Annotated in this window: 9 protein-coding genes; 1 reads left to right on the forward strand and 8 read right to left on the reverse strand. The window is 47.4% G+C overall.

The annotated features are described in order from the left end of the window. Window position 1: 1 nt before the first annotated feature. From NSQ09_RS07705 to NSQ09_RS07715, 3 genes are all read right to left on the reverse strand, one after another. The gene (locus NSQ09_RS07705; protein ID WP_003234649.1) at window positions 2-859 is read right to left on the reverse strand and encodes a TIGR03943 family putative permease subunit; all 858 of its coding nucleotides are present in this window, start codon (window positions 857-859) and stop codon (window positions 2-4) included. 4 nt (window positions 860-863) lie between these two features. Then, window positions 864-1,745 carry a permease gene (locus NSQ09_RS07710; RefSeq protein ID WP_072557077.1) on the reverse strand — a complete coding sequence of 294 codons (882 nt, stop codon included), beginning with the start codon at window positions 1,743-1,745 and terminating at the stop codon, window positions 864-866. A gap of 99 nt (window positions 1,746-1,844) precedes the next feature. Next, window positions 1,845-2,699 (reverse strand): alpha/beta fold hydrolase, encoded by an 855-nt coding sequence (locus tag NSQ09_RS07715; RefSeq protein WP_017696112.1) that lies wholly within the window; start codon window positions 2,697-2,699, stop codon window positions 1,845-1,847. 161 nt (window positions 2,700-2,860) lie between these two features. On the opposite strand from NSQ09_RS07715, the gene ffoR reads away from it, so the two are divergent. After that, a complete protein-coding gene (ffoR, locus tag NSQ09_RS07720) occupies window positions 2,861-3,871 on the forward strand; it encodes a ferredoxin--NADP(+) reductase (protein ID WP_144459252.1) in 1,011 nt (336 codons plus the stop codon). Window positions 3,872-3,902: 31 nt separating this feature from the next. On the opposite strand, the gene cobA is transcribed toward ffoR, so the two are convergent. The 5 genes from cobA to nasB form a co-directional block, all read right to left on the reverse strand. Beyond that, window positions 3,903-5,354 carry a uroporphyrinogen-III C-methyltransferase gene (cobA, locus tag NSQ09_RS07725; RefSeq protein ID WP_144459254.1) on the reverse strand — a complete coding sequence of 484 codons (1,452 nt, stop codon included), beginning with the start codon at window positions 5,352-5,354 and terminating at the stop codon, window positions 3,903-3,905. Window positions 5,355-5,414: 60 nt separating this feature from the next. Further along, window positions 5,415-5,735: a nitrite reductase small subunit NirD gene (nirD, locus tag NSQ09_RS07730; RefSeq protein WP_003246252.1), complete on the reverse strand. Its 321-nt coding sequence runs from the start codon at window positions 5,733-5,735 to the stop codon at window positions 5,415-5,417. Between the two features lie 31 nt (window positions 5,736-5,766). Then, window positions 5,767-8,184, reverse strand: a complete 2,418-nt coding sequence (gene nasD, locus NSQ09_RS07735; RefSeq protein ID WP_041336895.1) for an NADPH-nitrite reductase — start codon at window positions 8,182-8,184, stop codon at window positions 5,767-5,769. 121 nt (window positions 8,185-8,305) lie between these two features. Further along, on the reverse strand, window positions 8,306-10,438 hold the full coding sequence (gene nasC / locus NSQ09_RS07740; RefSeq protein WP_041351893.1) for an assimilatory nitrate reductase catalytic subunit NasC: 2,133 nt from the start codon (window positions 10,436-10,438) through the stop codon (window positions 8,306-8,308). A 6-nt stretch (window positions 10,439-10,444) separates the two neighbouring features. Further along, window positions 10,445-12,760, reverse strand: coding sequence for an assimilatory nitrate reductase electron transfer subunit NasB (nasB, locus tag NSQ09_RS07745; RefSeq protein ID WP_341030817.1), 2,316 nt, complete (start codon window positions 12,758-12,760; stop codon window positions 10,445-10,447). Between the last annotated feature and the right edge of the window lie 128 nt (window positions 12,761-12,888).

Here is a 12,888-nt window from a genome sequence, read left to right on the forward strand (position 1 = left end):
CTTAAAATCCTCTGTAAACATACGGATCATCAGGTTTTTTAATGGTATTCCAGTCAGTTACTTTGACGACAGGGAGAGTTGACTTGAATGGCTGGTAATATTCTGAGGCCAGAGTGCCCTTAATGTGAATCCATTCATCATCCTTGATGTCCATGTCCTTCGGAAATTCCACAAGCATCCCGTACACGCCGGAATCAGCGATACAGTGAATGATGCCAAACCTTAATACGAACAGCTGATTTTTGTTAATAGCGTTTCCTTTGTAAGCAAATCCATGAAATTCTATCGTCCGTCCGAGAAATTCACCCGGATAGTTATAGATGGTTTCCATTCCTTTTAGGAAATCGTCATCGGTCAGAGAAATCTCTTTTTTGCTGGAATACTTATTAAACAGCTGTTTCATTTGTTTGTCATAGCTGTCTTGCGCGTAATAAAGGCTGGCATCAGGCCGCAAATACTGTGTTTGGGAGTAGTGATCTCCGCTCTCCATCGCCTTAAATGAGAACCCTTTTGTTTTGACAATGGATGAGTCAAGCGTTGCAATCGGGAAGAAGATGCCTGACACCAAAGGAAAAAGAAAAACAACATATATCAAATAACGCTGGTAAAATGGCTTGTTTTGTTCATGGTCATGCTCGTGATCATGGCCGCACCCGCAATCATGGTCATGGTGATGCCCGCTTTTTTCAGGCGACTTGATAAATAGGTACGCTTGGACGGCGGTCAGAATAGCCAGCAGGAAGATCGCAATAAAGGAAAGATAGGCATATTTCATATTGATATATTTTGTTAGATTTCCTGAGGCATGCAGATGATAAAAGAAAAACGTAAATCCCATCAGCACCAATAAACGAAACATCCAATCACCCCTTTACCAGTAGTGATCCCGCTAAAACAATCACGACAATGTATGTAATCAGCAGGAAAACAAATCGTTTTTTGAAGGCCGCAAGCATCATCAATAGATTCTTAATATCCACCATTGCGCCAAAGACGAGAAAGGCGATTAACGATCCTAATGAAAACGTGCTGCTGAAGGAAGACGCGATGAACGCATCAACTTCTGAACAAAGCGACAGGACAAACGCCAGACCCATCATCACGAGGGAAGAGGATACATCATTCTGCCCGATCGCAAGCAGAGTGGATGTTTTGACATACGTCTGCATAGCGGCTGCGATAAAGGCGCCGATGATTAAATATTTCCCCACGGAGAAAAATTCATCAATGGCATGCCGCAAGGTCCCGCCCAGTTTTTGGAGCAAGGTGCCGTGATGATGATGGTGCCCGGGTTCATCAGGCTTTAAAAGCTGGGTATCCTTAAATTGATAGGATAAGATGACCCCGATGATCAGCGAAACGGCGAGAGCCAGTCCGCCTCTGTAAAAGACCACGCTCCATCTATTCCCGAACGCAATATAAGTAGAAAATAAAACGATAGGATTAATGATAGGCGCGGTCAGCATGAAAGCAACGCCCGCATGCAGAGGAACTCCCTTTAACAGAAGCCGCCTCGTAATCGGGATGATGCCGCATTCGCAGGCGGGAAATAAAACGCCGGCCAGCGCACCGAATAAAACGGCGAGAAAACGGTTTTTCGGCATGATTCTTGCAATCATTTCTTCAGAAACAAACATTTGAATGATTCCGGAAAGTATGACGCCAATCAGAATAAACGGAATGGCTTCTATTAAAATGCTGATAAAAATAGAATTCAGCTGAAGAAAAGATGATTGTGCTGTCACAATAAAACCTCCGCTCATGTTAAGCTGCCTTTCTTATGATACCAGAAAAAAAGGCACTGCTTGTTTGACGGAGGAAGGGAAAGGATCGTTTCACTTTGGTTAGGATTCCAAAAAACCGAGTAGGATACTGTCTGTTTCTGCAGCTTCTTTTCCGAGCCAAATCAGGTGTCCCCATGAGTGAAGCAAACAGAGAACAGCGCCACGAATGTGCTCTTTTGCATGATGTGCATGTGACAAGTCAACCAATCCATCATAAACACTTTGCATAATCAGCACGGGACATATGATGGCTTGCAGGTCTTTTAAAGAGACAGCGGCGGTTTGTGACAAGTCAATCAGAAATCCTTCACCCGAGCGCTGCCGGCTGTTCATTTTCCGAAATGCTTCTATGTCTTTTTCATTCATCAAGGACTTGATTCGCTGAAACGGAAGCGTGCTGAATTGGGGGCTCATAGATCGAAACATCAAACGCGGGAAAGCGTTATTCAAAGAAGAAATCAGCTTACATATCCACTTTTCCACCGGCGGGCGGAAGAGAATTCTCCCCAATTTATATTCAGTGTCTTTTGGGGTGAGCCACTCTTTGGTGACCGCGGATTGCAGAGTCAATGTATTTACTCTTTCTGGATAATGTGAGGCAAAGCATATGCCGCTCGGCCCTCCTGCTGAGATGGCGATCACATGGACACTGTCGATTTGTAAATGATCTAATAATTTCACATAGAAACGGCAGGCGTTGGCAAGACTTTTTCCAATTTCTTTTGACGTTCGTCCATAGCCGGGCCTTGAAGGCGTAATGATGGAATACCCTTGTTCAATCAACGCTGTGTATCCGAATTCCTCGTAACAATTTGAATGCCCGCCATGCATGACAAGGATCGGAGTTCCCTTGCCTGTCACAGAATATTCTAGTGTACTGCCATCGAAGGTGATCGTTTCGACTCGTCTTTTCATCTGTTTCACCCAATTGGTTTTTGCCTATTATAGAGTTTTCAGCAATTGACCACAAGGTAGAAGAAATGAATAAACAAAGGCCCTTGAAATATGATATACTTTGTATTGATATTCATTCTCAATTAAAACTTTGATATAGATGTGAACGGGAGGCAGGACGGATGGCTGAGAATCAAGAGGTATATGACGTTACGATTATAGGCGGGGGGCCGATTGGGCTGTTTACTGCTTTTTACTGCGGGATGCGGGAGCTAAAAACAAAGGTAATCGAATTTTTGCCGAAGCTCGGAGGGAAGGTGTCTTTATTCTTTCCTGAGAAAATCATTCGCGATATCGGCGGCATACCGGGGATTGCGGGAAAGCAGCTGATCGAGCAGCTGAAGGAGCAGGCGGCAACGTTTGATCCTGATATCGTATTGAATCAGCGTGTGACCGGGTTTGAACGCCTGAATGACGGCACCATTGTACTGACGGGTTCTGAAGGGGAAAAGCACTATACAAGAACTGTGATTTTGGCTTGCGGCATGGGTACACTTGAGGTCAATGAGTTTGACAGCGAGGATGCGGCCCGATATGCGGGCAAAAATCTTCATTATGGAGTGGAGAAGCTCGATGCGTTTAAAGATAAGCGCGTGGTGATATCAGGCGGCGGAGATACTGCGGTCGATTGGGCTAATGAGCTTGAACCGATTGCGGCGTCTGTGACTGTCGTTCATCGGCGTGAGGAATTCGGCGGAATGGAAAGCAGCGTGACGAAAATGAAGCAATCATCGGTGCGGGTGCTTACTCCTTATCGGCTGGAGCAGTTGAACGGAGATGAAGAGCGCATCAAAAGCGTGACCGTTTGTCATACTGAGTCTAGCCAGAGGGAAGACATAGAAATTGATGAGCTGATCATCAATCATGGGTTCAAAATTGATCTCGGGCCGATGAAGGAGTGGGGACTGGAGATTGAAGAAGGCAGGGTGAAAGCTGACAGACATATGCGAACGAATCTTCCGGGCGTGTTTGTGGCGGGCGACGCGGCTTTTTATGAAAGCAAGCTGAGATTAATTGCCGGCGGCTTTACCGAAGGCCCGACAGCAGTTAACAGCGCTAAGGCTTATTTGGATCCTAAGGCTGAGAATATGGCGATGTATTCCACCCATCATAAAAAATTGGTACATAAATAAAACAGCCCTTGGGGGAAAGGGCTGTTTGCCATCAGCTGTGAAGGAGTTTTTTTTCCGCTTGTTGATTTTGGATGAAAGCAAATAATTCATCCTGTTCTTGGATGGCTGTGAATCCATAAGCCCCGGCAGCTGAGTCATCGCCTATACAGACGATAGGAGGCCGGCTTGCTGACGGTTCCGGCAAAATGCCAATTTGTTCGCCACCATTGATCAATTGCTGCACGGACAGCTTGTTCGGGCAAATGACCATGTGCAGCGGGGATTCACTGATGGTACGCTGAATCATGTGGGTGAAACGGTCATCTATGACGTTTTCATGAGTGATATAAAACGAACAGGATTCATGCTTTTGTATGAATTCCACTGCATGGCGGCTCCCGACAACAAGACGTTTCTCTGAATCAGGTTGAATGGCGGTGACAAGAAAGCCCCGTTTCTCAAGCTCTGTCTTTGCTTGCTCAGATGCTGCACTCAGTTTGGCTGTCAGCTGGCGGATGTCGATTTTCTGAGAAGCCAGTGCTCTGAAAAATTCACAAACCGCTCGGCGCGATGTGAAAAAAACGTCTTCAAAGGTGCCAATCTTTCGAAGAATGTCTTCATTGACTGGCATGTTTTCGGTCCGCCATTTCGGCCACTCGATGACATCGGCGCCGGAATCGAGCAGCTTGTCTGCAAGCGGGTCTTCATCTTCGCCATGAGTCACAACCATCAAATGCCGTCCGATGAGCGGTTTGCTTTCAAACCAGCTATGTGTTTGAAAGTTGACGATATCTCCGATGACGATAATCGCAGGGTTTGTAATCTGGTGTTCCTGCACTTTTTGCTGAATGTTCTCAAGTGTTCCTTTCACACTCCGCTGGCGGCCCCACGTTCCCCATTGGATGACAATGACAGGGACAGAAGGCGATTTCCCGTATGAAATAAGCTGCTGGCAAATATAAGACAAGTTCTTGACACCCATGTAAAAAACAAGGGTTTGTACGCTTCGTGCAAGCCCTTCCCAGTCAAGGTTCGGCGTGCCTTTTAATGATTTATCATGCGCTGTAATCATGGCAAAAGACGATGCGAAATCCCGATGCGTGACGGGGATGCCCGCATATAGCGGCGCTGCAATTCCAGAGGTGATTCCCGGCACCATTTCATAGCGAATGCCGTGCTCATGAAGAGCATCTGCTTCCTCGCCGACTCTGCCGAATACGCTCGGATCTCCGCCCTTCAAGCGAACGACGGTTAACCCATTTAATGCTTTTTCAACCAGCAGGGCGTTAATTTCTTTTTGTTTCATAAAATGGCGGTTTGGCAGTTTTCCGCAATAAATAAACTGGCAGTCCGGTGATGCAAATTCGAGCAGCTTCGGGTTGGCGAGCCGGTCATATAAAATCACATCTGCTTCCTTGAGCGCCTGTTTTCCTTTGATGGTGAGCAGGCCTGGGTCGCCGGGTCCGGCTCCCACGAAATATACGATTCCGTTCTTCATGATCATGTCATCCTTCCGTCACTGTAAAAAATGAAGGACCACTAGAAAAGTGATCCGGTCTTTTGATCAATATACGAGATAAACATGTTCTCCTTCGATCAGCGTTTCATATGTTTTGACGCATCCGTGGTCAGGTTCTTGGACGATTCCGTCTTCTAAGGAAATTTTCCAGTCGTGCATCGGGCAGAAAACATATTGACCGCTGACGATGCCTTCTGCCAGGACGCCGCCCTTATGCGGACAGCGGTTTTCGATGGCGCGGATGCTTCCGTCTGAAAGCTTGAAAACCGCGAGCTCCTTATCTTCAATATACACTGTTTTGCCTAATTGTTCAGGCAATTCTTCAATTTTTCCGATACATACTTTTGTTACGTCTTTGTTTACCATGTCCATTCCTCCTCAATGATAGTTTTTGTCATTATGATGTGGTCACGACATTTTCAAATAATTCTTTAGAGGTTTGTTTATCCTCTAAAAAGTCTTTCCACGGATCCTTGTGGACAGAGAGTGTTTCATTCATTCGGTGGTTCAGCTCCTGCCGCTTTTCCGGATCGTTTAACACGGATTGGACATGGGATAAACCGACGCGCTCAAGCCATGCGGACGTACGCTCCAGATAGTTTGCGGTTTCCCTGTAATATTGCAGGTAAGCGCCCGCGTATTCTAAGACTTCTTCATTTGTTTTCACCTTCATCAGCAAATCGCCGGCACGCAAATGGGTTCCGCCGTTTCCGCCGACATAAAGCTCCCAGCCTCCGTCGATGCCGACAACGCCAAGGTCCTTAATGCCGGATTCCGCACAGTTTCGCGGGCAGGCAGACACGGCCATTTTGACTTTGTGAGGCGTGTTCAGCCCTTCGAATTTTTTCTCAAGCGCAATGCCCAGTGCCATGGAGTCTTGTGTGCCGAAGCGGCAGAATTGCTTGCCTACACATGTTTTCACTGTGCGGAGCGTTTTTCCGTACGCGTAGCCCGATGGCATATCAAGATCTTCCCATACCTTCGGAAGGTCTTCTTTTTTCACGCCGATAAGATCAATTCGCTGGCCGCCTGTCATTTTCACGAGCGGGATCTCATATTTGTCAACGACATCGGCGATCTTGCGCAAATCTGTGGAGTTGGTCACGCCGCCGTACATCCGAGGAACGACTGAGTATGTTCCGTCTTTTTGAATATTGGCGTGCATTCGTTCATTAACAAAGCGGGATGTCCGGTCATCCTCGTATTTGGTTGGATTGATCATGCCTAAGTAGTAGTTCAGAGCGGGTCGGCATTTAGAACAGCCTTCTGGCGTTTTCCAGCCGAGCACATTCATGACTTCTCTTGTATGTGACAGCCCTTTGGCTTTGATTTCTTCTACGACTTCATCTCTCGACAATGTGGTGCAGCCGCAAATGGCTTCTTTTTGCGCTGACGCATCAAAGTCTGATCCGAGCGTATGCTGGAGGATTTCTTCTACGAGCGGCTTACAGCCTCCGCATGAGCGGGATGCGCCGGTGCATGCTTTGATTTCGTCCGTTGACGAGCAGCCCTTTTCCTGTATGGCTTGAATAATCGCACCTTTTGACACGCCGTTACAGCCGCAGATGATTTCATCGTCGCTCATCGCTGCGGTTATGCTTGTGCCTGCTTCCTGGCTGAGGGGCTGTAAGATTGATATTTTAGAGGTTTCAGAGATATCGGCTTCTTTTTGAATCATAGAAAACAGGCGATTGCCTTCGCTGCTGTCGCCGAATAAAACAGCACCGACAATTTGATTGCCTCTCAGGACTATTTTTTTATAGATGCCGTCCTGCTCATCGAAGACTTTAATCGCTTTTTTCTCCTCTGATTCGTTAAAGTCACCGGCAGAGAAGACCTCGACGCCTGATACCTTTAACTGTGTGGAGAGAACGGAGCCCTCATACGGTTTTGTTTCGATGCCGCACATATGCTTTGCCAGCACTTTTGCCTGTTCATACAGCGGCGCCACAAGCCCGTAGGCGATTCCTCGGTGCTCGGCACATTCGCCGACCGCGTAAATGTGCGGGATTTCAGTCTGCATATAATCGTTGACGATGATGCCGCGGTTAACCGGAATGCCGCTCTCGGCCCCGAGCGTTGTATTTGGGCGGATGCCGACAGCCATGACGACTAAATCAGCTTCAATGCTTGTGCCATCCTTGAATCGGAGGCCTTCGACACGGTCGTCACCGACAATTTCTTCTGTTTGCTTTTCAAGTAAAAAGGTCATACCTTGTTTTTCTAACTCGTTTTGCAGCAGGCGTCCTGCCGTTGCATCAAGCTGGCGCTCCATCAGGAATGGGGCAAGGTGGATGACGGACACGTCCATGCCGAGATTCAGCAGTCCGCGAGCTGCTTCCAAACCAAGTAGTCCTCCGCCGATGACGGCAGCTTTTTTATATTGTTTTGACGCGGCGAGCATTGTGTCTGTATCTTTTATGTCCCGGAAAGCTGTGACGCCTTTTTTGTCTGCGCCCGGAATCGGAAGGATAAAAGGGACCGATCCTGTCGCCAGGATCAATTCATCGTAAGGCTGGATTCTGTCTGCATCTGTGATGACTGTTTTGTTTTCCGTGTCCACTTTGATGACTGTTTCATTTGTATACAATTGAATGTTGTTTTCTTCGTACCAGTCCCAATCGTTTAACGTAATATCTTTAATATCTGTATCGCCTTGAAGCACTTTTGACAAAAGGATTCGGTTGTAATTGGGATGCGGTTCGGCACCGAAAATTGTGATCTGAAACTCGTCTTTAGCAACACTCAGTATCTCTTCAATGGCCCTTACCCCGGCCATTCCATTACCAACAAGAACTAGCTGTTTTTTTCCCATCAGATGATCCGCTCCTTATCAAATGTTTTTTCCAGCGTAGCACAGCAAAAAGGAATATTTAAGATACATGTTATAAAATGTAACAAAATATACGAAAAGTTCTAAAAATTTTATGAAAAATTTAAATAGGTCTGATTCGGACGGCGCATACCTTAAAACCGGGCATTTTACAGGCTGGATCTAAGGCTTCCCCGATTAAATCATTCACATTTTGAGCGTCTGCCCAATGGATGGGAACAAAAACGGTATCTTTTCTGATTTGTTCTGATAATTTGCTGCGGACGGTGATGCTTCCCCGCGGCGATTCTATTTTTACCAGTACACGGTCCTCGATATTGTAGGTCGCTGCTGTTTGCGGATGGATTTCCATAAACGATTCAAAATGTCTCGCGGCAAGGGCGGCGCTTTTTCTTGTTTGGACGCCTGTTAAGTAGTGAGACATGACTCTGCCTGTCGTTAAATAAAGCGGATAATCGGCTGTCGGCTTCTCTTTTGGAACAGGTGGTTCGTTTGGAATCACACTTAATGCCGCTTTTTGATCCGGATGAGCAAATGATTCTGTAAACAAGCGCCCAGTTCCGGGATGATCAGATTCCGGACACGGCCAATGAATGCCGCCTTCACGTCTGAGCCTGCCGTATGAGATGCCTGAATAATCGGCAATCCCGCCTCGGCTCGCTTCTCTCAATTCATTAAAAATATCCTCCGCTGACGTATAAGAAAAGTAGCGGCCCTTGCCGAGAGCGGATGCGAGATCACAAATGATCTGCCAATCATGCTTTGCTTCGCCGGGGCATGGCCGGCTTGCTTCTCTTAATGTCACGCGTCCTTCTACATTTGTCATGGTGCCTTCATCTTCTAAGTAAGAGGAGGCGGGTAAAATCACATCTGCGTATTTCGCAGTCTCAGAAATAAACAAATCGATTGCAACAAAGAATGTCAGTTTCCTTAAAGCCTTTTTCACGAGATTCGCATTTGGGCTGGAGACAGCAGGATTGGAGCACATGAGGAACAATCCTTTGATGTCGCCGTCGTTGATTTTTTCCATCATTTCATAGGCTGAGACACCTTTTCGCGGCAGATCATCCTGATGGATTCCCCACACTTTCGCAACATGTGCCCGGTGTTGTTCGTTTTCAATAGATCGATAGCCCGGAAGCTGATCGGCTTTTTGGCCATGCTCTCTTGCACCTTGCCCGTTGCCTTGTCCGGTGATCGCCCCGTAACCTGAGTAAGGCTTGCCGATTTTTCCTGTGATCAGCACCATGTTTAAGAAGCCTTTCACAGCCGCTGTTCCATCGGTTTGCTGTTCAATCCCGCGGGCTGTAAACAGCATGCCGGACGTTTCCTTGGCAAACTTTACAGCAGCTTTTCTTATATCCGCCAGCGGGACACTCGTCTGTTCGGCGATGTCATTCAGCTCCAACGAGTCAGTATGCTGCTTCAGCTCTTCGAATCCATTTGTTCGTGATTGAATGAAATCCTCGTTTATAAGCTGTTCGTCAATGATGATTTTGACGAGACCGTTGGCGAGGGCGGCGTCTGTGCCGGGTTTGATTTTCAGATGAAGATCGGAGATTTTTGTTGTTGCTGTTTCACGCGGATCAATGGCAATGATGTAAGCTCCGTTTTCTTTCGCTTTTTCAAAATACGGCATAATCGTAGGCTGGCATTCCGCGATATTGGTGCCGGCCAGAATGATCACACGGGTGTGGGGAATGTCTGATAAGGGATTCGTTAAGCCTCTGTCTGCGCCGAATGTTTGGTTGGCTGCGGTTGCTGCGGCGGACATACAAAGCCTCCCGTTGTAGTCGATGTATTTTGTCTGTAAGCCCACCCGCGCGAATTTCCCTAACAAATATGCCTCTTCATTTGTAATCGAGGCGCTTCCGTATACCGCCATGGCGTCATGGCCGTGTTCTGCTTGTATCATTGTCACTTGGTCTTTGATATGATTCAGTGCTTCTTCCCAGGAAACAGGCATAAACTCGCCGTTTTTCTTCAGCAGCGGCCGGGTGATGCGGGAGGAGTTCAGGGCATGCTGGTGGGCGTTCATGCCCTTCATGCATAACCTGCCCTGTGTCGTAGGATTATCAATCCCGATCGCAGTGTACTTTTTGCGCGTGACGATGGTTTGTTCCACGAGCTGCATTTTGCACTGCATGCTGCAAAAGGGGCATTGAGTGTCATATGTTTTTTCTGATTGGACGTCTTGCTGTTTATCACGGAAATATCTAAGCAGTCGTTCAGTCAAAATGCCTCATCCTTTCTTATATGCGCCCGTCTCTACAGTCGGGTTTTGAATCAGTGACAGATCTGTTTGGAGGCTTTCCAGCAGCTGTGCCCTTAGGTCTTCTTCGAATAGCACTTCTCTGATATGAACGATCCCGAGACGGTCTATCCACTGATGAACAGCTTCTGAGTAATGAGCCGTTTCCCGATAATACTGGATCAGTCCTTTGATCATGCCGGCAGTGCTGTCTTCGTTCTCAGTCACGCAAAACAGAGCTCCTGAACGGGCATGAGTTCCCCGGACGCCGCCGATGTAAATGTCCCAGCCACCTTGTGTCCGAATTGCGCCGACATCTTGCAGGGCGGCATCGGTGCAGTTTGTTTCACATGATAAGCTGATAGAAATGGGAGCGGGTAAGGGAAGCGTCTCAAGTTGTCTTTCGATTTGGGCTGCCAGCTGCTGAATCGATCGATTTTGCCCGCATGTACATGCTTTGATGCTTTGCAGCGCGTGTCGGGGTTCATTGGTGTAAACGGGCATTTTCAGGTCTTTTTTCATGTTCGGGAGATCCGCAGGCTTGATCCCGGAAAGCTTCAGCCTTTGGCCGTGAGTGATGGATACGTCGGAAATGCTGTATGCCTCAATGATGTTGGCGATGGTTCTTAGCTGCTCCGCGTTTGTCCGCCCGCCGTACATTTGCGGAATCAGGATGCATGTCTCTTCAGTGGCTGGCTCAGGCTGGACAAACCCAGGGTACAGCATTTCCAGATAGTATTGAATCGCAGGAACACAAGTACTGCATCCGTTTTTTGTTTTCCAGTCAAGCTGGTTCATCACTTCTGCCGGATTAGTGAATGGCCTGCGCTGAAGCTCAGCGATGATGTCGTCTTCTGTAAAATCAGTACAGCTGCAAAACGAAGGTGTGCCGGCGGGCTTCGTATATTCGCTGTTGGTCATGTACCTCAAAAGGTCCTCAACGAGCGGTTTGCATCCTCCGCAGGACCCAGTGGCTTTGGTGCAGTGCTTGACTTCCTCAACAGTTGTTAAGCTATTCGTGTGCACCGCGTCTTCAATCGCGCCTTTCGTCACTGTGTTGCATTGGCAAATCGTTTCACTGGAAGGCATGGATTCAAATAAAGGGCCGCTTGTCTCCGGTTCGATGATCTGCTTTTTGACAATGGAGATGTCTCGTTGTTTAAGCAGGCTGTCGAGAAGCCGCTGCTTGTCACGGGTGTTTCCGAATGAAATAACGCCGGCCAGTTTGTCATCTGCAAAAAGTGCTTTTTTATAAACGCCTGCTTGTTCGTCGTAGATTTTGATGCTCGTTGTGTGTTCATCCTCTTGGATCTTTCCTGCTGACCACACATCGATTCCAGCTATTTTTAACGCCGCAGATGGTGCTGAGCCTTGATATTCCTCACATGGAACGCCGCAAATATGACTGGCGAGCGCTTTTCCCTGCTCATAAAGCGGTGCCACCAATCCGTACACCGTTCCGTTATGCTCGGCGCATTCACCAACGGCGTAGATATTCGGTTCGCTTGTCTGCATGAAGTCATTCACGATGATCCCGCGGTTCACTTTGATTCCAGCGGATACAGCCAATTCAATATTCGGTCTGACGCCGGCCGCCATCACAATCAAGTCTGCTTTTAATGAAGAGCCATCTTTAAAATGGATTCGGTCTGCTTTCGTGGTGCCGGAAATGGAGACGGTGTCTTTCTCCAAAAGAAAGGTTAGGCCTTTTTGTTCCAGCTCTGTTTGCAGCAGCCGCGCCGCTGTTTGATCGAGCTGTTTTTGCATAATGCCGGCGGAGTGGTGAATGACACTGACATCCATACCGAGATGCTGTAAACCGACTGCAGCTTCCAGTCCTAATAAGCCGGCTCCGATTACCGCAGCCTTTTGAAAGTGCTGGGCCATGTTTATCAGCGCTTGGCAGTCTTCTATTGTCCGAAATCCATAGACACCTTTTTTGTCTGCCCCGGGGATAGGGAGAATATGAGGGGAGGAACCTGTTGCCACAATGAATTTGTCATAAGACAGGATGCGCTTGCGATCCGTTATGACCTGCTGCTGATCTGTATCAATTTGAATAACCGTTTCGCCTGTGTAAAGCGTGATCCCGTGCTTGTCGTACCAATCCTTGCTGTTCAGTGTAATATCATCGAGTGACGCTTCACCCTGCAATACAGAGGATAAGAGAATGCGATTGTAATTGGGATGCGGCTCGCTTCCGAAAATGACAATCTCAAACATGTGGCGATTCAGCTTTAATACTTCTTCAATACAGCGGATTCCGACCATGCCGTTTCCCGCTAACACCAATCTTTGTTTCTTCATGTATCAGACCTCCTTTGGCGAAGCTCGTAAGTTTTCTCCTATTAAAAATTATGTCACAATGCACTGTTAACGCATTAAACGTGTCACAAAAACTTACACATGTCTTTTCCAGAAAATAATGGTCCTAT

This window comes from Bacillus sp. FSL W8-1202, from assembly GCF_038006165.1.
Taxonomy (GTDB): domain Bacteria; phylum Bacillota; class Bacilli; order Bacillales; family Bacillaceae; genus Bacillus; species Bacillus subtilis.